Genomic DNA, 23,875 nt, shown 5'->3' with positions numbered 1-23,875 from the left:
AGCCGCTTGAGAATCTTCAAGGGACGCCTCGGCGTCCCTTCGTCGTTCCCCCACGTTTTCGGTTTTCCCTTACCGCTTGATGTGCCCCACCCCCTCGTCGGTGAAACCGATCATTACCGATCATTGAGGAAAGCGGGAAAAGCCGGGACGGTCCGCGGCGCCACGCCTTCGCGAGGCTGCCGGAGGAGGCCCGGAAGGTAGAGTCCAACGGCGTGCACCTGAAGAGCCTGACCCTGCGGGGTTTCAAGTCCTTCGCCTCCGCCACGACGCTCCGCTTCGAGCCGGGTATCACCTGCGTCGTCGGCCCCAACGGGTCGGGCAAGTCCAATGTCGTGGACGCACTCTCCTGGGTCATGGGCGAACAGGGCGCCAAGTCGCTGCGCGGCGGCAAGATGGAGGACGTCATCTTCGCCGGGACCACCGGCCGTCCCCCGCTCGGCCGCGCCGAGGTCTCCCTGACCATCGACAACACCGATGGCGCGCTGCCCATCGACTACGCCGAAGTCACCATCACGCGGATCATGTTCCGCAACGGCGGCAGCGAGTACCAGCTCAACGGCGACACCTGCCGTCTGCTGGACATCCAGGAGCTGCTGTCCGACTCCGGCATCGGCCGCGAGATGCACGTCATCGTCGGCCAGGGCCAGCTCGACGGCGTCCTGCACGCCGATCCGACCGGCCGCCGGGCCTTCATCGAGGAGGCCGCGGGCGTCCTCAAGCACCGCAGGCGCAAGGAGAAGGCGCTGCGGAAGCTGGACGCGATGCAGGCCAATCTGGCCAGGGTCCAGGACCTCACCGACGAGCTGCGGCGGCAGCTCAAACCCCTCGGGCGGCAGGCCGCGGTCGCCCGCCGGGCCGCCGTCATCCAGGCCGACCTGCGCGACGCCAGGCTGCGGCTGCTCGCCGACGACCTGGTCACCCTGCGCGAGGCGCTGCGCGCCGAGGTCGCCGACGAGGCCGAGCTGAAGAAGCGCAAGGAGACCACCGAGGCCGAGCTGCGCACCGCCCAGCAGCGCGAGGCCGCCCTCGAGGAACACGTACGGCAGCTCGCACCGCGGCTGCGCGACGCCCAGCAGACCTGGTACGAGCTGTCCCAGCTCGCCGAGCGGGTGCGCGGCACGATCAGCCTGGCCGACGCCCGGGTCAAGAGCGCGACCACCACCCCCGCCGAGGAGCGGCGCGGCCGCGACCCCGAGGACATGGAACGCGAGGCGGCCCGCGTCCGGGAACAGGAAGCCGAGCTGGAAGCCGCCCTGGAGGCGGCGAGCCGCGCCCTGGACGACACCGTCGAGCACCGCGCGGAACTCGAACGGAGCCTGGCGCAGGAGGAGCGCCGGCTGAAGGACGTGGCCCGCGCCATCGCCGACCGCCGCGAAGGGCTCGCCCGGCTCCAGGGCCAGGTCAACGCCGCCCGCGGCCGCGCCGCTTCGGCCCGCGCCGAGATCGAACGCCTGGCCGCCGCCCGCGACGAGGCCCAGGACCGGGCCACCGCCGCGCAGGAGGAGTACGAACAGCTCAAGGCCGAGGTCGACGGACTGGACGCGGACGACGCGGAACTGGCGGAACGCCACGAGGCCGCCAAGCAGGAGCTGTCCGGGGCGGAGACCGCGCTGAGCGCGGCCCGCGAGGCCGCCACCGCCGCCGAACGCGACCGCGCCGCGACCGCCGCCCGGCACGACGCCCTGGCGCTCGGCCTGCGCCGCAAGGACGGCACCGGCGCGCTGATGGCCGCGGCCGACCGCCTCACCGGCCTCCTCGGCCCGGCCGCCGAACTGCTGACCGTCAGCCCCGGCTTCGAGGTCCCGGTCGCCGCGGCCCTGGGCGCCGCCGCCGACGCGATCGCTGTCACCGACCCCACGGCCGCCGCCGAGGCGATCCGCCTCCTCCGCACCGACGACGCGGGCCGCGCCACCCTGCTCCTGGGCGCCCCCGCGATCCCGCCCACCCGGACACCCGCCACGGACGATGCCAGCGGTTCTGGTGCCGTCGGCACACCGGGTGCCCCGGCCACGGGACCGAGCGCCGCACCGGCGGCCCCGTCCCCCGGCGCTGCCGCCGTGCCGGGCACGCGGGCGTCCGCCGATGCCGGTGAGCGGGCTGGTCACGCGGCCGCCCTCTCCACCGCTGGGGGAGGCCTGTCACCGGGGGTGCGCACTGCGGGCGACGGCGCGGCCCAGCGGGACGTATCCGTACCGGTGCCGCAGCCTGCCGGGGGCGGGATGCCGTGGGTGGCGGGGCTGGTGGAGGGGCCTGCCGGGCTGGTGGGGGCCGTGCGGCGGTTGCTCGACGGCTTCGTGGTGGTCGGGACGCTGGAAGAGGCCGAGGAAGTCGTCCGGGCGCACCCGGAGTTGACGGCGGTGACCGCCGACGGCGATCTGCTCGGGGCGCACTTCGCGCAGGGCGGGTCCGCCGGGGCGCCCAGTCTGCTGGAGGTGCAGGCGTCCGTCGACGAGGCGGCGGCGGAGCTGGAGGAGCTGGCCGTACGGTGCCAGGAGCTGGCCGGGGTGCAGCGCGCGGCGGGGGAGCGGCGTACCGCGTGCGGGGCGCTGGTGGAGGAGCTGGCGGCCCGGCGCAGTGCGGCCGACAGGGAGAAGTCGCAGGTCGCGCAGTCGCTGGGCCGGTTGTCCGGGCAGGCGCGGGGCGCGGCGGGGGAGGCGGAGCGGTCGGCCGCGGCCGCCGCCCGGGCCGAGGAGGCGCTGGAGAAGGCGACCGGGGAGGCCGAGGAGCTGGCCGAGCGGCTGGCGGTGGCCGAGGAGCAGCCGGGTGAGGAGGAGCCGGACACCTCCGTACGGGACCGGCTCGCCGCGGACGGCGCCAACGCGCGGCAGACCGAGATGGAGGCGCGGCTCCAGGCCCGTACGCATGAGGAGCGTGTGAAGGGGCTCGCGGGGCGGGCCGACGCGCTCGACCGGGGCGCGCGCGCCGAGCGCGAGGCGCGGGCGCGCGCCGAGCAGCGGCGCGCCCGGCTGCGCCACGAGGCACAGGTGGCGTCGGCGGTGGCGGCGGGGACCCGGCAGCTGCTGGAGCACGTGGAGGTGTCGCTCGTACGGGCCGCCGAGGAGCGGGACGCCGCCGAGCGCGCCAAGGCCGAGCGCGAACGCGAGCTGGAGACGGCGCGCAACCGGGGCCGTGACCTCAAGGGCGAGCTGGACAAGCTGACCGACTCGGTGCACCGGGGCGAGGTGCTGGGCGCCGAGAAGCGGATGCGGATCGAGCAGCTGGAGTCGAAGGCGCTGGAGGAGCTGGGCGTGGAGCCGTCCGGGCTGATCGCCGAGTACGGCCCCGATCAGCTCGTACCGCCGTCGCCGCCCGCGGAGGGCGAGGAGCTTCCGGAAGACCCCGAGCATCCGCGCAACCAGCCGGTGCGGTACGTCCGGGCGCAGCAGGAGAAGCGGCTGAAGGCCGCCGAGCGGGCGTATCAGCAGCTCGGCAAGGTCAATCCGCTGGCGCTGGAGGAATTCGCGGCGCTGGAGGAGCGGCATCAGTTCCTGAGCGAGCAGCTGGAGGACCTGAAGAAGACGCGGGCGGATCTCCTCCAGGTGGTCAAGGAGGTCGACGAGCGGGTCGAGCAGGTGTTCACGGAGGCGTACCGGGACACCGCGCGCGAGTTCGAGGGGGTCTTCTCCCGGCTCTTCCCGGGCGGGGAGGGGCGGCTGGTGCTCACCGACCCGGACAACATGCTGACCACGGGCGTGGACGTGGAGGCGCGGCCGCCGGGCAAGAAGGTCAAGAGGCTGTCGCTGCTGTCCGGCGGGGAGCGCTCGCTGACGGCCGTGGCGCTGCTGGTGTCGATTTTCAAGGCGCGGCCGAGTCCGTTCTATGTGATGGACGAGGTCGAGGCCGCGCTCGACGACACCAATCTGCAGCGGCTGATCCGGCTCATGGAGGAGCTGCAGGAGTCGTCCCAGCTGATCGTGATCACTCACCAGAAGCGGACGATGGAGGTCGCGGACGCGCTGTACGGCGTCTCGATGCAGGGTGACGGAGTGTCGAAGGTCATTAGTCAACGCCTGCGGTGACCGCTTCAATACTTGAAGTCAATGGCGCAAAGGGTGCAGCGTAACTTCTTGGTCTCCTCCTATTGACTTCGAAACTTGAAGGAATAGTCTCTGCAACGTCGCTTTTACCTTTAAGTGGTGGCCGACCCCACGCGGCTCCGCCTCCACCGGAAGGGTCTGCCCCCCCCACGTCCGGCAGCGTTGCCGGACGGGCCACAGGAGTTCACGTTGACCACCACCGCGCAGGCGCAGGGGTCCGAAGGCCGTAAGGCCAAGCCGGACCATCTCGGCCATGTCATCTTCATCACCGCAGCCGCCGCGATGGGCGGCTTTCTCTTCGGCTACGACAGCTCGGTGATCAATGGAGCGGTCGAAGCAATCCGCGGCCGGTACGACATCGGGTCCGCGGCCCTCGCCCAGGTCGTCGCCATCGCCCTGATCGGTTCGGCGATCGGCGCGGCCACGGCGGGCCGGATAGCCGACCGGATCGGCCGCATCCGCGTCATGCAGATCGCCGCCGTGCTGTTCACCGTCAGCGCGGTCGGCTCGGCCCTGCCCTTCGCCCTGTGGGACCTGGCCATGTGGCGGGTGCTCGGCGGCATCGGCATCGGCATGGCGTCCGTGATCGGCCCGGCCTACATCGCCGAGGTCGCCCCGCCCGCGTACCGCGGCCGGCTCGCCTCCTTCCAGCAGGCCGCGATCGTCATCGGCATCGCCATCTCTCAGCTCGTCAACTACGGCATCCTCAACCTCGCCGACGGCGACCAGCGCGGCAAGATCGCCGGTATCGAGGCCTGGCAGTGGATGCTCGGCGTGATGGTCGTCCCGGCCGTCCTGTACGGGCTGCTGTCCTTCGCCATCCCCGAGTCGCCCCGCTTCCTGATCTCCGTCGGCCGGAACGACCGCGCCAAGGAGGTCCTGGCGGAGGTCGAGGGCAGGACCGTCGACCTGGACGTCCGGGTCGACGAGATCGAGCAGGCGATGCGCAGCGAGCACAAGTCGACCTTCAAGGACCTGCTCGGCGGCCGGTTCGGGCTGCTGCCGGTCGTCTGGATCGGTGTCGGGCTGTCGGTCTTCCAGCAGCTCGTCGGCATCAACGTGGCGTTCTACTACTCCTCGACGCTGTGGCAGTCCGTCGGCGTCGACCCGAGCAGCTCGTTCTTCTACTCCTTCACCACGTCGATCATCAACATCCTCGGCACCGTGATCGCGATGGTCTTCGTCGACAAGATCGGCCGTAAGCCGCTCGCGCTCATCGGTTCCATCGGTATGGCGTTCTCGCTCGCGCTGGTGGCCTGGGCCTTCTCCGCGGACCTGGTGGACGGCAAGCTTCCGCACTCCCAGGGCGTCGTGGCGCTGGTCGCGGCCCACGCCTTCGTGCTCTTCTTCGCGCTCTCCTGGGGCGTGGTGGTCTGGGTGCTGCTCGGCGAGATGTTCCCGAACAGGATTCGCGCCGCCGCCCTGGGCGTCGCCGCCTCCGCCCAGTGGATCGCCAACTGGGCCATCACGGCCAGCTTCCCGAGCCTGTCGGAGTGGAACCTGTCCGTGACCTACATCCTGTACACGGTCTTCGCCGTGCTCTCGATCCCGTTCATCCTCAAGTGGGTGCCGGAGACCAAGGGCAAGGCGTTGGAGGAGATGGGCTAACCCCCCGCCGCCCACTCCTCACTCGAAGAGAACTGCCCCGCCTCACTCCTTGAGGCGGGGCAGCACTCGTTCCGCGAACAGCCGCAAGCCCCGCCAGCCCTCCTCGACCGGCATCCCGCCGCACAGCGGATGCAGCACCAGGCTCGCCTGCTCGCCACCCTGCCGCGCGTACTCCACGCACTCCTCGGGCGTGACGATCCGGTAGACGCCCTCGCGGCGCAGCGCCCCGGCGTCCGCCGCGTGCGAGCGGACCGCCGAGCGCACCGTGCCCGACTGCCACGACGCGTAGGTGCGCGCCTCGTGCAGCAGATGCGTCCCGTACAGCGCCCAGGCCCGGTCCGGGTCCTCGGCGACATGCAGCAGCGGGGTGACCGCCGGGGGCATCAGACACCAGCCGTCCGTGCCGTACTCCATCCGCCGCGCGTGGTAGTACCCCTCCAGCTCCGGGAGATGGGCGCTCGGGAAGAACGGCAGGCCCAGCCGGGCCGCGCGGCGGGCCGCGGCCCGGGAGCTGCCGCCGACCAGCAGCAGCGGATGCGGCTGGGAGTACGGGCGCGGGGTGACCCGCACGGTGCGGCCCCGGTACGCGAACGGCTCGCCCGTCCACGCCGCGAGCAGCGTCTCCAGCGCCTCGTCCTGGAGCGCGCCGCGCCCCTGCCAGTCCTTGCCGAGCGCCGCGTACTCCTCGGACCGGTAGCCGATCCCGGCCACCGTGACCAGGCGGCCGCCGCTCACCAGGTCGAGCACCGCGATGTCCTCGGCCAGCCGCAGCGGGTCGTACAGCGGTGTGATCAGCGCGGAGACGGTCACCGTGATCCGGCGGGTGGCGCCGAGCACCGCGCCCGCGAAGGCCAGCGGCGCGGGTAGCCAGCCGTTCGCGGCCCCGTGGTGCTCCTCGGTCTGGACGGTGGAGATGCCCCGTTCGTCGGCGTAGGCGGCCATGTCGACGGCGGCGCGGTACCGCTCGGCCAGCGAGCGCGGAGTGGCGGCGGGATCGACGAGGTTGAGGCGTACGACCGTGACGGCCATGGCGGAGGGTCCTCCTTCGTCGCGGGGCGGCTCGAACGGACGTGAGCGGATGTGGGCAGGCGTGAACGAGTGCGAGCGGACGTGAACGCGCGTGAGCGGCGTCGCGCGGGCCACCGGACCGTAGCTGACGGAGCGTCAAATCGCTACCACCGTGAGGCACCGGGCAGGCCCGGGACGGATGACTCATGCGCCTGGGACGCGGGGCGGGCGAAGCTCATCCTGGGCCCGGCGAGCCGGGCCCGGAACCGCACAGCCACCTGAGGAGGGGCGCATGATCACCACGGGGGAAACGCTCATCACCACATCCGACATCGACGACCTGGTCGGCCGGGTCCGGCGCGGCGCGGGCGACACCCGGGAACTGGAGGCCGCGAAGGAGGCGCTCTTCGCCGGTGGACTCACCCCCGCCGAGGCACAGCGCATCCGCCAGCGGCTGATGGTCACCGCGCTGCGCCACGGCGGCGACCTCCTCGCCAAGGTGCTCGGCCGGCTCACCCCGCGCGAGACCGCCATGGTCCGCCGCTACGCCCACCGGCTCGCCAACTACCTGGACACGCTGGACATCTGGGCGGCGCAGCCCGTCATGCTCGCCCTGATGCGGTTCGGAATCCCCTACGACGAGGCCGAGTCGATCGCCGTCGCCGTCCTCTTCCAGGTGTGGTGAACCGGAAAGGGTGAACGCGCCACCGGAACGCGGGTGCGGGCGGGTCACCGGTTCGGGTGGGCCATGGTGTCCGCGCACTTCAGTGCCGTGCTGCGGGGTAAGGCTCGGGCGAGTACAGGAGGTTGAAGATGAGACTTTCCCGAATCCGCGCGACCACCGCGCTCGGCCTGCTCGCGGGAACCGTCATGTGGACCGCCAGTGCCTCCCCCGCCACCGCGTCCGGAGGTGCGGGGTGGCGGGAGGAAGGACACTTCGACACCCAGGGCGCCTGCCGGAAAGCGGGGCAGTCCGGGGTGGAGAGAAGCAAGTGGGACGAGTACAAATGCCGCCCCGGCCGCAGCGCCAGCTACGTCACGCTGTGGGTCCGGGGCGGCGCACGCCTCACCGGGCCGACCGTCGGCTGATATGCGGCACGCCCTTCCGAAAGACCGTGCCGTGCAGGCCGCGGGCGGGGTCTCCGCGCTGTTCGTCGTGGTGCTGGCGGGCTGGCTCGCCGGTCTGCTGCGGATCAACGACCAGTGGCTCGCCCTGTCCTCCACCCGCCTGCGCGGCACCGCGGTCCTGACCTCGGTGGCCGTGGGCGTCCCGGTGCTCGGCGTCGGCGTCCTGCTGCTCGCCGAGCGGTCCGCCCGGCGCTACGGCGGAGTGCTGCTGGTGGCGGGCGCCCTGTGGCTGCTGCCCTCGGCCGTCGCCGACCTGCTGGGACCCGCCGGTCTCGGACCGGTCGGCGCCGCCGTGTCCCTGCTGCTCGCGGTGGCCGGGATGGTCTGCCGGCCGCTGACCGTCCTGCTGCTGCCGCTGTGGCTCTTCCCCCGCGGCGCCAAGCGGCGCTGGCAGTGGTGGGCCATGAGCGCCGCCGCCTCCGCCTACTGGCTCGGATACGCCGCGCTGTGGCTGGTCAGCGAGCCGCGGGTCGGCGCGGTCAGCAACCCCGCCTTCCACACCGCGGGCGGCCAATGGGCCTTCGACCACCTCGACACCTACGCCGAGGCCGAACCCTGGGTGCTGCGCAGCGTGGCGGTCGCCGTCACGGCCGCCCTGTGCTGCCGCGCCGCCGTCACCGGTGGCGCCGAGCGGCGCGACTGGGCCCTGCTGGCCGCCGCCTACCCGGCCTGCGTCTCCCTCCTGCTGTCGGAGTGGGGCGAGGGCATGCCCACCATCGCCGCCCGCACCCTCGGCAGCGCGGTCTGGGCGGCCGCCATCTGCCTGGGCGTCGCCCGCACCGGGATCTGGCGGCTCGACCGCTCCACCAGCCACCGGCTCGCCCGCGCCTTCGTCCTCACCTCGCTCGCCGCCGTCGTCGTCTGCGCCGTCGTCGCCGTGCGGGCCGGGCTCCCCTCCATGCGCCATGGGACGACCGCCACCGCCGTCGGCGGCGCCCTGCTGCTGGGCTGGGCCCTGCGGCCGTCCGCCCGCTGGCTCACCCTCCGCGTCGAGCGCGCCTTCTACGGGCCCCGGGCCCGGCCGCACGAAGCCGTCAGTGCCCTGGCCGTACGCCTCCAACAGGCCCCGCACCCGGGCGAAGTGCCCCAGCAGATCTGCCGCAGCGCCGTCGAGGACCTCGGCGTCTCCGGCGCGGCCGTCAGCGTCGACACCCGCGCCGGACCCCGCATGCTGGCCGACGCCGGGGCACCGCTCACCGGCCGCGTCCAGACCTACCCGCTGCGCTACCACGGCCGCACCGTCGGACGGCTCGACGTCTCCCGGGACGGCTCCGGCACCCCCGCCGAGCGCGACAGCGGGCTGCTGTCCCTGCTCGCCGACCAGGCCGCCCCGGCGCTCGCCGCGCTGCGGCTGGCCGAGGAGGCCCAGGCCGCCCGCGAGCGGCTGGTGCTCGCCCGCGAACAGGAGCGGCGGCGGCTGCGCCGGGAGATCCACGACGGCCTCGGCCCCCAACTCGCCGCCGTGCGGCTGCGCCTGGACATCGCCCAGACCACCTGTCCGCCCGGCCACCCCGCCCGCGTCCAGCTCTGCGAGGCCGCCGAGACGCTCGCCGACGCCCTGGTCGAGGTGCGCCGCATCACCGCCGGGCTCGCCCCGGCCGCCCTCGCCGAGCGCGGTCTCGCCGGTGCGGTGCGGGACCTGGCGCGGCGGCTGGGCGTGGACGGGCTGCGGGTGAGCGTGGCCAGCCGCCCCGCCGTGCTGCCCCCGCTGTCGCCGGGCGTCGAGACCGCGGCGTACCGGATCGCGGCCGAGTCGCTCACCAACGCCGTACGACACGCCCGGGCGCGCCAGGTCCGGGTCGAACTCGCCACCGACCCCGATTCCCTCGAAACCCTCGAAATCAAGATCACCGATGATGGCAGCGGACTGCCCGAGACCGCGGTCCGCGGCATCGGGCTGGCCTCGGTCCGGGAGCGGGCCGAGGAGATCGGCGGCTCCTGCTCGGTCACCGGCTCCGCGACCGGCACCGTGGTGCACGCCGTGCTGCCGCTCACCGGCGCCGGGGAGAACGAGGACCCCGAGGAACACCTGGAGCACACCGGATGCCGGTCCTGTACGACGCTCATCACCCAGGCCAAGCCCAGGGAGAGGACCCGGGCCCCGTGACCGCGCCGGTGGGCGCCGCGCAGTGGCGCGTGCTGCTCGTCGACGACCATCCCCTCTTCCGGGAGGGCCTGGCCGCCGCCCTCAACCTGGACGACGCCTTCACCGTCGTCGGCCAGGCGGCCTGCGCGGACGAGGCGGTCGCCGAGGCGGGGCGGGCCGCACCCGATCTGGTGGTGATGGACCTCGGGCTGCCCGGCCGGTCCGGTCTGGAGGCCACCCGGCGCATCCTGTGCGCCCGCCCGGAGGCGCGGGTGATGGTCATGACGATGTCCGAGGACGACGACAGCCTGCTGGCCGCCGTGCGCGCCGGGGCCCGTGGCTATCTCCTCAAGGGCGCGGGCCGGGACGAGATCCTGCGCGCCCTGCACACCGTGGTGCGCGGCGGCGCCGTCTTCAGCCCGCGCATGGCGGAGCGGCTCGGGGCGCTGCTGGGCGCCTCCGGCGCGGCGTCGGCCAAGGAGGCGTTCCCGACCCTCACCGCGCGCGAACGGGAGGTGCTGGACCTGCTCGCGGGTGGGCTCGGCTACCGGCAGATCGCCCAGCGGCTGGTGGTCACGGACAAGACCGTGCGCAACCACGTCGGTTCGATCTTCGCCAAGCTCCAGGTGCACGACCGGGCCCAGGCGATCGTCCGGGCCCGGGAAGCCGGACTCGGCGGCGAGTGAGGGGGCGAGCGAGAAGACAAGTGAGGGGCGAGCGGGAAGACGAGTGGGTGGACGAGCGGGTAGCCGAGTAAGGAGACGAATGACGAGGCGAATGACTCCCTCCGCCGTGTGTCTGATACTGGGTGGGTTATGGAATTCGTCATCCTTGCTGTAGTCATCGCTGTGGTCGCGCTCGGCGCGATCAGCGGGCTTGTGATCAGCAGCCGCAAGAAGAAGCGACTGCCCCCCGCACCGCCGAGCAGCCCGTCCGTCACCGCGCCGCCCGCCGAACCGCACGTCGGTGAGGAGGCCGAAACCCCGCGCGAGGAGCCGCGCAGGACCATCGAAGAGGTGGACCTGCCCGGCGCCGAGGCACCGGCCGCGCCCGCGGAGGCCGCCGCGCCGGAGGCCCCGCCGGTCGAGGTCCCGGAGCCGACCGCGGGCCGGCTCGTCCGGCTGCGCGCCCGGCTGTCCCGTTCCCAGACGACCCTGGGCAAGGGGCTGCTGACGCTGCTGTCCCGTGAGCACCTCGACGACGACACGTGGGAGGAGATCGAGGACACGCTGCTGACCGCCGACGTCGGCGTCGCTCCGACCCAGGAGCTGGTCGAGCGGCTGCGTGAGCGCGTCAAGGTGCTCGGCACCCGCAGCCCCGAGGAGCTGCGCGGGCTGCTCCGCGAGGAGCTGCTGCACCTCGTCGGCACCGAGGCCGACCGCACCGTGCACACCGAGAGCGGGGTGGGGACGAACGGCGAGGAGAAGCCGGGCGTCGTCCTGGTCGTCGGGGTCAACGGCACCGGCAAGACCACCACCACCGGCAAGCTGGCCCGGGTCCTGGTCGCCGACGGCAAGTCGGTCGTGCTGGGCGCGGCGGACACCTTCCGGGCGGCCGCCGCCGATCAGCTGCAGACCTGGGGCGAGCGGGTCGGCGCCCGTACGGTCCGCGGCCCCGAGGGCGGCGACCCGGCGTCGGTCGGCTTCGACGCGGTGAAGGAGGGCATCGCCGAGTCCGCGGACGTCGTCCTCATCGACACCGCCGGGCGGCTGCACACCAAGACCGGTCTCATGGACGAGCTGGGCAAGGTCAAGCGGGTCGTGGAGAAGCACGGCACGGTGGACGAGGTGCTGCTCGTGCTCGACGCCACCACCGGCCAGAACGGTCTGGTGCAGGCGCGGGTCTTCCGCGAGGTGGTGGACATCACCGGCATCGTGCTGACCAAGCTCGACGGCACCGCCAAGGGCGGCATCGTGGTCGCGGTCCAGCGCGAGCTGGGCGTACCGGTCAAGCTGATCGGACTGGGCGAGGGCGCGGACGATCTGGCGCCCTTCGAGCCGGAGGCGTTCGTCGACGCGCTGATCGGCGACTGATCCGGCCCCTCATCTCCCTCACCTGCCTTATCGCCGGACGGGCTTGAATCGACGGACGATTCGAGCCCGTCCGGCGTTTCGTTTCGGCAAGACCGCTGTCGTGGGGGCCGTCAGGCCCCGGCGCGGTGGCTCGCGTAGGCGAGGGTGCCCAGCACCAGCCGGGCGTGCGGCGGGCGGCCCGCCGTGTCGAGGGCCGGCGGGCGCAGCCAGCGCACCGGTCCCCGGCCCCCGAGGTCGGAGGGCGGCGCGGTGATGTGGTCGCCCTTTCCTAACGAGCGCAGATCGAGGTCGGCGTCGTCCCAGCCCATGCGGTAGAGCAGCTCGGGGAGTTCGGCCGCGGCCCCCGGCTCGACGAAGAACTGGGCGCGCCCGTGCGGGGTGACGGCCACCGGGCCGAGCGGCAGACCCATCCGCTCCAGCCGCACCAGGGCGTGCCGCCCCGCGTACTCGGCCACCTCCAGGACGTCGAACGACCGGCCCACGGGCAGCAGGACGGCCGCCCCCGGGACCTCCTCCCACGCCGCCGCCGCGGCGTCGAGGGTGGCGCCCGCGGGCACGCCGGGTGCGAAGCCGAGCGGATGGGCGCCGGGGGCGGGGCAGTCGGCCGCACCGCAGGAGCATGCGCCGCCACGCGTGGCCCGGGCGCCCGGCACCACGTCCCAGCCCCACAGCCCGGTGTACTCCGCCACCGTGGTGGACTCGGACGGACGGCCGCGGCGCCGTGAGCCGGACCGCATCTCCCGGATGCCGCCGATCGTGAAGCCCATGCCCCCTCCAACGGGTCGCGCTCTGGATGGTTACGAGCCGGAGCGCACCCATGACACTCCGTCGCCGATGTGGTGCGTCAGACGGTGTGTCGCGGTGTAAGACGGTGGTGCGGAACGGCGCGTGCGCCCCGCTGTGCACCTCTTCGCGTTCTTCCGGTCGCCCCCTGTCAAGTGAATCCTGTGAATCCGCGATGGGGTTCATTCGAAGGGGTGGCGAATGGTGGCGTTTTCCCGATCCACCTCGCATGGGGCGTGATCGTAGGATTACTTTCGGTGCACGATCCCCGATTGCGAGCATATGCCCGGTCGCGGTCCGGTACTTGCCCCTGGCAAGGGCCGGTTCCGGCGGCGGACGGTTGATGCGCCGTATCGAGGGGACAACTGACCGTGACAGAAGGCATTCTGGTGGCGGTCCGGGAAGATTCGTGGGATGGGGGCGTTCCGGTGGGCGACAGCGGCGGCGGTGCTGACAAGCGACCCAACGAGCAGCTGGGGTCGTGGTTCGTGCGCAGCGGCTGGTCGAAGGGCGAACTGGCCCGCCAAGTGAACCGCAGGGCGCGCCAGTTAGGCGCCCACCACATCAGTACGGACACCTCGCGGGTGCGCCGCTGGCTGGACGGGGAACAGCCGCGCGAGCCGATTCCGCAGATCCTCTCCGAGCTGTTCTCCGAGCGCTTCGGCTGTGTGGTCGGCATCGAGGACCTGGGGCTGCGCCCCGCCCACCGGTCACCGTCCGTGTCCGGTGTGGATCTTCCGTGGGCCGGGCCCGAGACCGTCGCGCTGATCGGCGAGTTCTCCCGCAGCGACCTCATGCTCGCCCGGCGCGGCTTCCTCGGCACCTCCCTCGCCCTCTCCGCGGGCCCCGCCCTCATCGAGCCGATGCAGCGCTGGCTGGTGCCCTCGCCGGGCGGGGCGCCCGGCGCCGCCCGCGCGGCGGACAGCGGCCGCTCACGGCGCATCTCCCGGCTCTCCGAGCCGGAGCTGGAGCTGCTGGAGTCCACCATCACGATGTTCCGCACCTGGGACGCCCAGTGCGGCGGCGGGCTGCGCCGCAAGGCGGTGGTCGGCCAGCTCCACGAGGTCACCGACCTGCTCCAGGAGTCGCACGCCGAGGCGGTGTCCAAGCGGCTGTTCAAGGTCGCCGGTGAGCTGGCCGAGCTGGCCGGGTGGATGAGTTACGACATCGGGCTCCAGCCCACCGCCCAGAAGTACTTCGTCCTCGCGCTGCACGCCGCCAAGGAGTCCGGCGACCGCCCCCTCGGCTCGTACATCCTTTCCAGCATGAGCCGCCAGATGATCCACGTCGGCCGGCCTGACGACGCGCTGGAGCTGATCCACCTCGCGCAGTACGGCAGCCGGGAGAGCGCGACCTCGCGCACCCAGGCCATGCTGTATGCGATGGAGGGCCGGGCGTACGCCAACATGGGCCAGCCCAGCAAGTGCCACCGCGCGGTCAAGATGGCCGAGGACACCTTCGCCGACTCAGCCGCGGGCGACGGCGACCCGGACTGGATCGGCTTCTTCTCCGAGGCCGAGCTGAACGCGGAGAACGCTCACTCCTACCGCGACCTCGCCTATGTCGCGGGCCGCAGCCCCACCTACGCCCAGCTCGCCGACCCGGTGATGCGCAACGCCGTGCGCCTCTTCGGCGAGGAGACCGCCGGGGGTGAGGGCGGGCACCAGCGTTCGTATGCGCTCAACCTGATCGGCATGGCCACCGTCCACCTCCTCCAGAAGCAGCCCGAGCAGTGCGTGGAGGTCGCCGGGAAGGCGCTGCCGCTCGCCCAGCGCATCCGCTCGGAGCGGGTGAACAACCGCCTCCGCAAAACCGTGGACACGGCGGTGCGCCACTTCGGGGACGTGCCCGAGGTCGCCGAGCTGAGCGACAGGCTCGTCGCCATGCTGCCCGACTCCCCGGACGGGACGGGCTCCCCCCGGGCCGTCTGAGGCCGCCCGGAGAGGGTTGCGACACGGTAACGGAGCGGAAGGACTCCGCACCGCCAATTCATCGGCGCGTAACACGCCCGCGGCCTTCGTCACTGCCGCGAAACATCGAGTGGCATCGACTGAAACGGCGCTGCGCCAATCTCGTGGCGAATACCGGCCCTTTTGTTTATTGCCCGCACGGGCCGTTTCGACAGCGAGGAGACGCCGATGCCAGTGGGCATCACGATGCTTGCCGCGGACAAGATCACGCCAGATGACGCACTCAGCGCGGCCAACACCGGGTTCATGCTGCTGTGCGCCGCGCTGGTTCTGATCATGACGCCCGGCCTTGCCTTTTTCTACGGCGGCATGGTCCGCGTCAAAAGCGTGCTGAACATGCTGATGATGAGCTTCATCAGCATCGGCATCGTCACCGTCCTGTGGGTCCTCTACGGCTTCAGCGTCGCCTTCGACAAGGGCAATGCCCTCTTCGGCGGCTTCGACTGGCTGGGCATGCACAACATCGGGCTGACCGAGCTCTGGCCCGGATACACCATCCCGATCTATGTCTTCGCCCTCTTCCAGATGATGTTCGCGATCATCACCCCGGCGCTGATCAGCGGTGCCCTCGCGGACCGCGTCAAGATCACCGCTTGGGCGCTGTTCATCGCCCTGTGGGCGACGGTCGTCTACTTCCCGGTCGCGCACTGGGTGTGGGCACCCGACGGCTGGGCCTTCAAGCTCGGCGTGATCGACTTCGCCGGTGGTACCGCCGTCCACATCAACGCGGGCGCCGCCGCGCTCGGCGTGATCCTCGTCATCGGCAAGCGGGTCGGCTTCAAGAAGGACCCCATGCGGCCGCACAGCCTGCCGCTGGTCATGCTCGGCGCCGGTCTGCTGTGGTTCGGCTGGTTCGGCTTCAACGGCGGCTCCTGGCTCGGCGCCGACGGCGTCACCGCGGCCGCGTTCACCAACACCCAGGTCGCCACCGCCTCCGCGATGCTCGGCTGGCTCGCGTACGAGAAGATCCGGCACGGCTCCTTCACCACCCTGGGCGCCGCCTCCGGCGCCGTCTCCGGACTCGTCGCGATCACCCCGGCCTGCGGCGCGGTCAGCCCGCTCGGCGCGATCGCGGTCGGCGTCATCGCCGGTGTCGTCTGCGCCATGGCGGTCGGCCTGAAGTACAAGTTCGGCTACGACGACTCGCTCGACGTCATCGGCGTCCACATGGTCGGCGGCCTCATCGGCTCGCTGCTCATCGGCCTCTTCGCCACCGGCAAGGTGCAGAGCGACGCCAAGGGCCTGTTCTACGGCGGCGACTTCAGCCAGCTCGGCAAGCAGGCCGCCGGTGCCTTCGCGGTCCTCGCCTACTCCCTGATCGTCTCCGCGATCCTGGCCAAGATCGTCGACCTGGCCATCGGGTTCCGGGTGGACGAGGACGACGAGGTCGCCGGGATCGACCAGGTCGAGCACGCCGAGACGGCGTACGACTTCGCCGGTGCGGGCGGCGGTTCCCTCGGCGGCCTGCAGTCGGCCGCGCACTCGGCGGCCGGTGAGGCGAAGAAGAAGGACGCGAAGAAGGACCCTAAGAAGGTGGACGCGTGAAGCTCATCACGGCGGTAGTGAAGCCGCACCGGCTCGACGAGATCAAGGAAGCCCTCCAAGCGTTCGGCGTGCAGGGCCTCACCGTCACCGAGGCCAGCGGCTACGGGCGGCAGCGCGGCCACACCGAGGTCTACCGGGGCGCGGAGTACACCGTCGACCTGGTGCCCAAGGTCCGTATCGAGGTGCTGGCCGAGGACGAGGAGGCCGACGATCTCATCGAGGTCGTGGTCAAGGCCGCCCGCACCGGCAAGATCGGGGACGGCAAGGTATGGAGCGTCCCCGTCGAGACCGCGGTCCGCGTCAGGACCGGCGAACGGGGCCCGGACGCTCTGTAAGGGGCACCAACCGATCGCACGCCCAGCTGACAGGGAGCAGCCGAGTTGACGGAACGCGTCGAAGCACGGACAGAGACCACCGACTCGGGCCCCGGCGGCTACGCGGCGGCCCGGCTGCGACTTCTCCAGGAGGAGTCGCGGTCCGGGCCGCCGCGCCGCGGCGCGCTCGCCGACCTCACCGACCAGTGGCTGGCCGCGCTCCTCGCGGGCGGCGCCGAGACCTCCGGGATCACCGACGGCGTGGCGCTGGTGGCGGTCGGCGGATACGGACGCGGCGAGCTGTCCCCGCGCAGCGACCTCGACGTCGTCCTGCTGCACGACGGCTCCGCCGACTCCTCGGCCCTCGCCGCGCTCGCCGACCACGTCTGGTACCCCGTCTGGGACATGGGGCTGGCCCTCGACCACTCCGTACGCACCCCCGACGAGGCCCGCAAGACCGCCGCCGAGGATCTGAAGGTCCAGCTCGGCCTGCTGGACGCCCGCCATCTCGCGGGAGACGCCGCCCTGACCGCGGGCCTGCGCACCACCGTCCTCGCGGACTGGCGCGCCCAGGCCCCCAAGCGCCTGCCCGAACTGCGCGAGCTGTGCCAGGAGCGAGCCGAGCGCCACGGCGAGCTGCAGTACCTGCTCGAACCCGACCTGAAGGAGGCCCGCGGCGGGCTGCGCGACGCCATCGCGCTGCGCGCCATCGCCGCCTCCTGGCTCGCCGACGCGCCCCGCGAGGGCCTGGACGACGCCCGGCGGCGGCTGCTGGACACCCGCGACGCGCTCCACCTGGCCACCGGCCGGGCCACCGACCGGCTCTCCCTCCAGGAACAGGACCAGGTCGCGGCCGCGCTCGGCCTGCTGGACGCGGACGCCCTGCTGCGCCAGGTCTACGAGTCGGCCCGGACCCTCGCCTACGCGAGCGATGTCACCTGGCGCGAGGTCGACCGGGTGCTGCGCGCCCGCTCGGCGAGCCGGCCGCGGCTGCGCGGACTGCTCGGCGGCCGCGGACGCGGGGGCTCCGGTTCCGCGCAGACGCCGGGGGAGCGCAGCCCGCTCGCCGAGGGCGTCGTCGAACAGGACGGCGAGGTGGTGCTCGCCCGCGCCGCGCGCCCCGAGCGCGACCCCGTGCTCCCCCTGCGGGCCGCCGCGGCCGCCGCCCAGGCCGGTCTGCCGCTCTCGCTGCACGCCGTACGGCGGCTGTCCGCCGCCACGGGCCCGCTGCCGGTGCCCTGGCCGCCCGAGGCCCGGGAAGAACTCGTCACCCTGCTGGGCGCGGGCGAGTTCACCGTGCCGGTCTGGGAGGCGCTGGAGGCCGAGGGCCTGATCACCCGGCTGCTGCCGGATTGGGAGCGGGTGCGCTGCCGCCCGCAGCGCAACCCCGTGCACCGCTGGACCGTCGACCGCCACCTCGTCGAGACCGCGGTGCGCGCCAGCGCGCTCAGCCGCCGCGTCGGCCGCCCCGACCTGCTGCTGGTCGCCGCGCTGCTGCACGACATCGGCAAGGGCTGGCCCGGCGACCACTCGGTGGTGGGGGAGACGATCGTCCGGGACGTGGCCACCCGGATCGGCTTCGACCGCGCCGATGTGTCCGTCCTCGCCACCCTCGTACGTCACCATCTGCTCCTCGTCGAGACCGCCACCCGCCGCGACCTGGACGACCCGGCCACCGTGCTCTCGGTCGCCGAGGCGGTCCGCGGCCCCGCCGCCCTGGAGCTGCTGCACGCCCTCACCGAGGCGGACGCGCTGGCCACCGGACCCGCGGCGTGGAGCGCCTGGCGCGGCGCGCTCGTCGCCGACCTGGTCCAGCGGGTCGCCGCCGTCCTCGCGGGCGAGCCCGCCCCGGACCCGGACGCCCCGCAGCAGATCACGGCCGAACAGGAACGGCTCGCGATCGAGGCGTGGCGCACCGGCGGCCCGGTGCTGGCCCTGCACGCCCGGTCGGAGGCGCTGCCGCCTGGTGACCCGGCCACGGAACCGGAATCGGAACCGGAACCGGAACCGATCGGCGTCGAGCTGCTGATCGCCGTCCCCGACCAGTCCGGCGTGCTGGCCGCGGCCGCCGGGGTGCTGGCCCTGCACCGGCTCACGGTCCGGGCGGCCGATCTGCGTGCCGTGGAGCTGCCGTCGGAGCTGGACGGCGCGGACGGTGCGGGCAGTGCGGACGCTGCGGGTAAGCCGGGCGGCGTTCTGCTGCTGAGCTGGCGTGTGGCCGCCGAATACGGCTCGCTGCCGCAGGCCGCCCGGCTGCGGAACGATCTGCTCCGGGCGCTGGACGGCTCGCTCGACATCGTCGCCCGGCTCGCCGAACGCGAGGCCGCCTACCGCAGGTACCCGCGCCGCCGCGGCATCCACGCCCCGCCGCCGCGGGTGACGGTCGCCCCCGGCAGCTCACAGCTCGCCACCGTGATCGAGGTCCGGGCCCAGGACATCCCCGGCCTCCTCCACCGCATCGGCCGCGCCCTGGAGGCCGCCGGTGTCACGGTCCGCAGCGCCCATGTCAGCACGCTGGGCGCGAACGCGGTCGACGCGTTCTACGTCACGGACGCCACCGGCGCCCCACTGACCCCGACGCGCGCGGCGCAAGTGGCCCAAGAGGTCGAGCAGACACTGCGCTAGCGGATTCCCCGGCCAGCCTCGTCGTCGCCCGCCCTGGCGCCGCCCGCCCCGGCCCGGTGCTCGGTGCGGAGATGCCCGCCCCTGGCCGTTCCCGGGATTGAGGAGCGGGCGCCCGGGGCGGAGCTGCCCCAACCTCAGCCCCTCCGGCGTTTGAGGAGCGGGGGGCGAGGCGGAGCCCCGGTTCGGGGAGGGGCGGGGTGGGGGAAAGGCAGGCGCCGACCGGGCGGCGGACGCCCGGGGGCAGACCGTTACCTCAACGTGCGGATACCCTGGGAGGCCGACCGCCGACCCGACATCCGACCGAAGGATTCGCGACCACCGTGTTCGATACCCTCTCCGATCGCCTCGCAGCGACTTTCAAGAACCTCCGGGGCAAGGGCCGCCTCAGCGAGGCGGACATCGACGCGACGGCACGCGAGATCCGGATCGCCCTGCTAGAGGCGGACGTCGCGCTGCCCGTCGTACGGGCGTTCATCAAGCAGATCAAGGAGCGCAGCCTCGGCGCCGAGGTCTCCCAGGCGCTGAACCCCGCTCAGCAGGTCATCAAGATCGTCAACGAGGAGCTGATCGGCATCCTCGGCGGCGAGGCCCGCCGTCTCCGCTTCGCCAAGCAGCCCCCGACGGTCATCATGCTCGCGGGTCTGCAGGGCGCCGGTAAGACGACGCTCGCCGGAAAGCTCGGCCGCTGGCTGAAGGGGCAGGGCCACGCGCCGCTGCTCGTCGCGTGTGACCTCCAGCGCCCGAACGCCGTCAACCAGCTTGAGGTGGTCGCCGAGCGCGCGGGCGTCGCGGTGTTCTCGCCGGAGCCGGGCAACGGCGTCGGCGACCCGGTGAAGGTGGCCGAGGACTCCGTCGAGTTCGCCCGCACCAAGCAGCACGACGTCGTGATCGTCGACACCGCGGGCCGCCTCGGCATCGACGAGGAGCTGATGCGCCAGGCGGCGGACATCCGCGACGCGGTCAGCCCGGACGAGGTCCTGTTCGTCGTCGACGCGATGATCGGCCAGGACGCGGTGAACACCGCCGAGGCGTTCCGCGACGGCGTCGGCTTCGACGGCGTGGTGCTCTCCAAGCTCGACGGCGACGCGCGCGGCGGTGCCGCGCTGTCCATCGCACATGTCACCGGCCGTCAGATCATGTTCGCCTCCAACGGCGAGAAGCTGGACGACTTCGACGCGTTCCACCCGGACCGCATGGCGTCCCGCATCCTCGGCATGGGCGACATGCTCAGCCTCATCGAGAAGGCCGAGCAGACCTTCAGCCAGCAAGAGGCCGAGCAGATGGCGGCCAAGCTGGCGAAGGGACCCAAGGAGTTCACGCTCGACGACTTCCTGGCGCAGATGGAGCAGGTCCGCAAGATGGGCTCCATCTCCAAGCTGCTCGGCATGCTGCCGGGCATGGGCCAGATGAAGGACCAGATCAACAATCTGGACGAGCGGGACGTGGACCGCACGGCCGCGATCATCAAGTCGATGACGCGGGGCGAGCGCCAGGACCCGCACATCATCAACGGCTCCCGCCGCGCCCGTATCGCCCGTGGTTCCGGCGTCGAGGTGAGCGCGGTCAAGAACCTGGTGGAGCGGTTCTTCGAAGCGCGCAAGATGATGTCGAAGATGGCCCAGGGCGGCGGCATGCCGGGAATGCCCGGGATGCCGGGCATGCCGGGTGGCGGTGCCGCCAAGCGCAAGGGCAAGCCGCAGAAGAAGGTCAAGGGCAAGCAGCGCTCGGGCAACCCGCTCAAGAGGGCGCAGCAGGAGCGCGAGGCTGCCGAGCGCAGGGCGTCAGGCCAGCAAGGCGGCGCGTTCGGCGCGCCCGGTGCTGGTCAGGGTGCGGAGGACTTCGAATTGCCGCAGGAGTTCAAGAACTTCCTTCCCCCGAAGTGACGCTCTTGGGTGGGGCGCACGTGCGCCCCACCCAAGAAGACCCCGCAGAGCGGCGGGGAGCGGGCGCTTCATCGGGTTGCCGCACCGCTGGTTGCCCGGATCACCTCCGCGAAGGCGGAGAGCAGGTCGCGTTATCTCCGGACGTGAGCTCCAACGAGCGTGTGTACGAATGGGTTACGCCCGCAGGTTCAGACCCGGGCGATCAGATACCGCAGAACGTTCGGCATCCACACCGTCCCGTCCGGACGCTGATACGGATGCAGCGCCTCCGCTATCTCCTTGCGCACCTGCGTCGGATCGGTCGCCCGCTCCGCCGCGTCGAACAGCCCCGTCGACAGCAGGCCTCGCACCGCGCTGTCCACGTCGGCGTACCCGAACGGGCAGGCCACCCGCCCCGATCCGTCCGGCCGTAGCCCGGCCCGCTCGGCCAGCGTCTCCAGGTCGTCCCGGCCGCACGGCCGCCAGCGCGCCGGGGCGCACATCGGGTCGGCGAGCCGGGCCCCCACCCGCAGCACCGACGAGGTGGCGCACCGCTCCGGCGGACCCCACCCGGCCAGCACCACCGCGCCGCCGCGCTCGGTGAGCGCCGCGGCCGCCGTGAGCGAGGAGACCGCCGCGTCGAGCCCTCCGGGGCCGCCGGGGCCGCCCGCCGCCGGGGCGGACAGCGGCTCGAAGGCGGTCACGACCGTGAAGCGCGAGCCCGCCGCCGTCTCCCGCGCGCACACCGACTCCGGACCGCCGAGCCCCAGCCGCGCCGGGTCCCCCAGCCGCACCCGCGCCAGCGCGAGGCGCGGCTCGTCCGTGTCGACCCCGCAGACGGACGCGCCGCGCCCGGCCGCCATGAGCAGGGCGAGCCCCGAGCCGCAGCCCAGGCCCAGCAGCCGCGTTCCGGCGCCGACGTCCAGCCGTTCATAGACGGCCTCGTACAGCGGCACCAGCATCCGCTCCTGGATCTCCGCCCAGTCGCGGGCGCGGGCGCGCGGGTCCGCCGTGCGCGGTGGCGAGGGGTGCGGGCGGTGCGGCCGTACGAGCGTAGATGTCATCGAAAGGGCCCCAATCAGCGAAGATGCAGTGCCGTCGTCAGATCCGCCGTTGTGCGCCAGAGGGTGCCGTGTGGATGGTGTCGGCTCGTCCACAGGACACCCGCTCGTCGCGTCCCACCCCCGTATGCCAGAGAACTCCGCATCCGTCCGCGCGTCCAGAGCTTTCACGGCCGTGCTTACGTGCCCCCTCCGTGCGCCCCCGCACTCCTTCGCGTCCGCCCCGCTCCCGGGCCCGCCCCGGGGTGCCGCGACCACCCCGGCGCGGGCCCGGGCGATATTCCCTGGGGTGCGCCGCGCCGCCGCCGTACGATCGGCGGCATGGCGAAAGCACCCGTTCTCACCCCTCGTGCGGTGGATTTTCCGCGCTGGTACCAGGATGTGATCAACAAGGCCGAGCTGGCCGAGAACGGACCCGTGCGCGGCACCATGGTCATCCGGCCGTACGGATACGGGCTGTGGGAGCGGATGCAGGGCGACCTCGACGCCCGGATCAAGGCGGTGGGCGTCCAGAACGCCTACTTCCCCCTCTTCATCCCGCAGTCGTATCTGACCCGGGAGGCCGAGCACGTCGAGGGCTTCGCGCCCGAACTCGCGGTCGTCACCCACGCCGGCGGCAAGGAGCTGGAGGAGCCGGTGGTGGTCCGGCCCACCTCCGAGACCATCGTCAACGAGTACTTCTCGAAGTGGGTGCGGAGCTACCGCGATCTGCCGCTGCTGATCAACCAGTGGGCCAACGTGGTGCGTTGGGAGCTGCGGCCCCGGCTGTTCCTGCGGACGACCGAATTCCTCTGGCAGGAGGGCCACACCGCCCACGCCACGTACGAGGACGCCCGGGAGTTCGCCGCCCGTATCCACCGCGACGTCTACGCCGACTTCATGGAGAACGTGCTCGCCATGGACGTCGTCCCGGGGCGCAAAACCGCCCGGGAGCGCTTCGCCGGCGCCGTCAACACCCTCACCCTCGAAGGGATGATGGGCGACGGCAAGGCGCTTCAGCTGGGCACCAGCCATGAGCTGGGCCAGAACTTCGCCCGCGCCTTCAACACCCGCTATCTGTCCAGGGACGGCGAACAGGAACTGGTCTGGCAGACCTCCTGGGGCAGCACGACCCGCCTGGTCGGCGCGCTGGTGATGATGCACGGCGACGACGACGGGCTGCGGCTGCCGCCCCGGCTGGCCCCGGTCCAGGCCGTCGTCCTCGCGGTCAAGGGCGATGACGCGGTGCTCGCCGCGGTCCGCGAGACGGGCGACCGGCTGACGGCGGCGGGGGTACGGGTCCGGGTCGACGACCGCACCGACATCCCCTTCGGCCGCCGCGCCGTCGACTGGGAGCTGCGGGGCGTACCGGTGCGCGTCGAGATCGGCCCGCGCGACCTGGAGTCCGGCACCGCCACGCTCGTCCGGCGCATCCCGGGCGGCAAGGAACCGGTGCGCACCGACCTGCTGGCCGAGGCGGTCCCGAAGGCGCTGGAGGAGGACCAGGCGCTGCTGCTGCGCCAGGCGCGGGAGCGCCGCAAGGCGCGCACGGTGGAGGCGCGGACCGTGGAAGAGGCCGCGGAGGCGGCGGTCGCGGGCGGCTGGGCGCGCGTCCGGTGGGCCGACCTGGGCCCGGAGGGCGAGGCCGCGCTCGCCGAGCGGGCGGTGTCCGTACGGTGTCTGGTCGCCGAGGACGGGGCGGTGCCGGACGCCGATGACGCGCCAGGTAACGTCGCCCTCGTGGCGCGCGCCTACTGAGCGCTGCGATACCCGCGAGCCGGTGGCTACGGGCCCTGCGGGCCGGTGTCCAAGGGCCGGTGCCTGCGGGCCGGTGTC

Annotated in this window: 16 protein-coding genes; 13 read left to right on the top strand and 3 right to left on the bottom strand. The window is 72.8% G+C overall.

Annotation, left to right across the window (positions count from 1 at the left end; genetic code table 11):
• Positions 1 to 212: 212 nt before the first annotated feature.
• Together ABZ370_RS17250 and ABZ370_RS17245 are read left to right on the top strand one after the other, a co-directional pair.
• Positions 213 to 4,019, top strand: a complete 3,807-nt coding sequence (locus ABZ370_RS17250) for an AAA family ATPase (protein WP_358621146.1) — start codon at positions 213 to 215, stop codon at positions 4,017 to 4,019.
• Positions 4,020 to 4,226: 207 nt separating this feature from the next.
• Positions 4,227 to 5,645, top strand: coding sequence for a sugar porter family MFS transporter (locus tag ABZ370_RS17245; RefSeq protein ID WP_358621143.1), 1,419 nt, complete (start codon positions 4,227 to 4,229; stop codon positions 5,643 to 5,645).
• Positions 5,646 to 5,687: 42 nt separating this feature from the next.
• Here ABZ370_RS17245 and ABZ370_RS17240 read toward each other — a convergent pair whose 3' ends face one another.
• Complete coding sequence (locus tag ABZ370_RS17240; RefSeq protein ID WP_358621140.1) at positions 5,688 to 6,674, bottom strand: LLM class flavin-dependent oxidoreductase; 987 nt, start codon at positions 6,672 to 6,674, stop codon at positions 5,688 to 5,690.
• A gap of 271 nt (positions 6,675 to 6,945) precedes the next feature.
• Here ABZ370_RS17240 and ABZ370_RS17235 point away from each other — a divergent pair, with 271 nt between their 5' ends.
• The 5 genes from ABZ370_RS17235 to ftsY all read left to right on the top strand — a co-directional run bounded on the left by ABZ370_RS17235 (position 6,946) and on the right by ftsY (position 11,900).
• Complete coding sequence (locus ABZ370_RS17235; RefSeq protein WP_358621138.1) at positions 6,946 to 7,338, top strand: hypothetical protein; 393 nt, start codon at positions 6,946 to 6,948, stop codon at positions 7,336 to 7,338.
• 128 nt (positions 7,339 to 7,466) lie between these two features.
• Positions 7,467 to 7,742 (top strand): hypothetical protein, encoded by a 276-nt coding sequence (locus tag ABZ370_RS17230; protein ID WP_358621135.1) that lies wholly within the window; start codon positions 7,467 to 7,469, stop codon positions 7,740 to 7,742.
• A 1-nt stretch (position 7,743) separates the two neighbouring features.
• Entirely contained in the window at positions 7,744 to 9,888 is a 2,145-nt protein-coding gene (locus ABZ370_RS17225) for an ATP-binding protein (protein ID WP_358621132.1), read from the top strand.
• Positions 9,885 to 10,553 carry a response regulator transcription factor gene (locus ABZ370_RS17220; RefSeq protein ID WP_358621129.1) on the top strand — a complete coding sequence of 223 codons (669 nt, stop codon included), beginning with the start codon at positions 9,885 to 9,887 and terminating at the stop codon, positions 10,551 to 10,553. Before ABZ370_RS17225 ends, ABZ370_RS17220 begins: the two co-directional genes overlap by 4 nt.
• A 129-nt stretch (positions 10,554 to 10,682) precedes the next feature.
• Positions 10,683 to 11,900, top strand: a complete 1,218-nt coding sequence (ftsY, locus tag ABZ370_RS17215; protein ID WP_358621126.1) for a signal recognition particle-docking protein FtsY — start codon at positions 10,683 to 10,685, stop codon at positions 11,898 to 11,900.
• Positions 11,901 to 12,010: 110 nt separating this feature from the next.
• On the opposite strand, the gene ABZ370_RS17210 is transcribed toward ftsY, so the two are convergent.
• Entirely contained in the window at positions 12,011 to 12,667 is a 657-nt protein-coding gene (locus ABZ370_RS17210) for a bifunctional DNA primase/polymerase (RefSeq protein WP_358621123.1), read from the bottom strand.
• Positions 12,668 to 13,111: 444 nt separating this feature from the next.
• Between ABZ370_RS17210 and ABZ370_RS17205 the strand changes: the two genes are divergently transcribed.
• The 5 genes from ABZ370_RS17205 (at position 13,112) to ffh (ending at position 21,020) form a co-directional block, all read left to right on the top strand.
• Positions 13,112 to 14,614, top strand: a complete 1,503-nt coding sequence (locus ABZ370_RS17205; RefSeq protein ID WP_358621587.1) for a hypothetical protein — start codon at positions 13,112 to 13,114, stop codon at positions 14,612 to 14,614.
• A 207-nt stretch (positions 14,615 to 14,821) separates the two neighbouring features.
• The gene (locus ABZ370_RS17200) at positions 14,822 to 16,198 is read left to right on the top strand and encodes an ammonium transporter (protein WP_358621121.1); all 1,377 of its coding nucleotides are present in this window, start codon (positions 14,822 to 14,824) and stop codon (positions 16,196 to 16,198) included.
• Positions 16,195 to 16,533 carry a P-II family nitrogen regulator gene (locus ABZ370_RS17195; RefSeq protein WP_358621118.1) on the top strand — a complete coding sequence of 113 codons (339 nt, stop codon included), beginning with the start codon at positions 16,195 to 16,197 and terminating at the stop codon, positions 16,531 to 16,533. The genes ABZ370_RS17200 and ABZ370_RS17195 overlap by 4 nt, the downstream gene beginning before the upstream one ends.
• 45 nt (positions 16,534 to 16,578) lie before the next feature.
• A complete protein-coding gene (locus ABZ370_RS17190) occupies positions 16,579 to 19,137 on the top strand; it encodes a [protein-PII] uridylyltransferase (RefSeq protein WP_358621115.1) in 2,559 nt (852 codons plus the stop codon).
• Between the two features lie 320 nt (positions 19,138 to 19,457).
• Positions 19,458 to 21,020 (top strand): signal recognition particle protein, encoded by a 1,563-nt coding sequence (ffh, locus tag ABZ370_RS17185; RefSeq protein ID WP_358621113.1) that lies wholly within the window; start codon positions 19,458 to 19,460, stop codon positions 21,018 to 21,020.
• Positions 21,021 to 21,208: 188 nt separating this feature from the next.
• Here the strand turns inward: ffh and ABZ370_RS17180 are convergent, their stop codons facing one another.
• Positions 21,209 to 22,063, bottom strand: a complete 855-nt coding sequence (locus ABZ370_RS17180) for an SAM-dependent methyltransferase (protein ID WP_358621111.1) — start codon at positions 22,061 to 22,063, stop codon at positions 21,209 to 21,211.
• A 318-nt stretch (positions 22,064 to 22,381) separates the two neighbouring features.
• On the opposite strand from ABZ370_RS17180, the gene proS reads away from it, so the two are divergent.
• On the top strand, positions 22,382 to 23,797 hold the full coding sequence (proS, locus tag ABZ370_RS17175; protein WP_358621108.1) for a proline--tRNA ligase: 1,416 nt from the start codon (positions 22,382 to 22,384) through the stop codon (positions 23,795 to 23,797).
• Positions 23,798 to 23,875 lie beyond the last annotated feature (78 nt).

It is taken from the genome of Streptomyces sp. NPDC005962, from assembly GCF_040629205.1.
Classification (GTDB): Bacteria; Actinomycetota; Actinomycetes; order Streptomycetales; family Streptomycetaceae; genus Streptomyces.
Note: the sequence above shows the minus strand (reverse complement) of the source record. Positions and strands in the feature narration are given on the sequence as shown.

Coding starts and splice junctions, on each gene's coding strand:
- ABZ370_RS17240 (WP_358621140.1), bottom strand. CDS start 6,674: ATGGCCGTCACGGTCGTACGCCTCAACCTCGTCGATCCCGCCGCCACT.
- ABZ370_RS17235 (WP_358621138.1), top strand. CDS start 6,946: ATGATCACCACGGGGGAAACGCTCATCACCACATCCGACATCGACGAC.
- ABZ370_RS17230 (WP_358621135.1), top strand. CDS start 7,467: ATGAGACTTTCCCGAATCCGCGCGACCACCGCGCTCGGCCTGCTCGCG.
- ABZ370_RS17225 (WP_358621132.1), top strand. CDS start 7,744: ATGCGGCACGCCCTTCCGAAAGACCGTGCCGTGCAGGCCGCGGGCGGG.
- ftsY (WP_358621126.1), top strand. CDS start 10,683: ATGGAATTCGTCATCCTTGCTGTAGTCATCGCTGTGGTCGCGCTCGGC.
- ABZ370_RS17210 (WP_358621123.1), bottom strand. CDS start 12,667: ATGGGCTTCACGATCGGCGGCATCCGGGAGATGCGGTCCGGCTCACGG.
- ABZ370_RS17200 (WP_358621121.1), top strand. CDS start 14,822: ATGCCAGTGGGCATCACGATGCTTGCCGCGGACAAGATCACGCCAGAT.
- ABZ370_RS17180 (WP_358621111.1), bottom strand. CDS start 22,063: ATGACATCTACGCTCGTACGGCCGCACCGCCCGCACCCCTCGCCACCG.
- proS (WP_358621108.1), top strand. CDS start 22,382: ATGGCGAAAGCACCCGTTCTCACCCCTCGTGCGGTGGATTTTCCGCGC.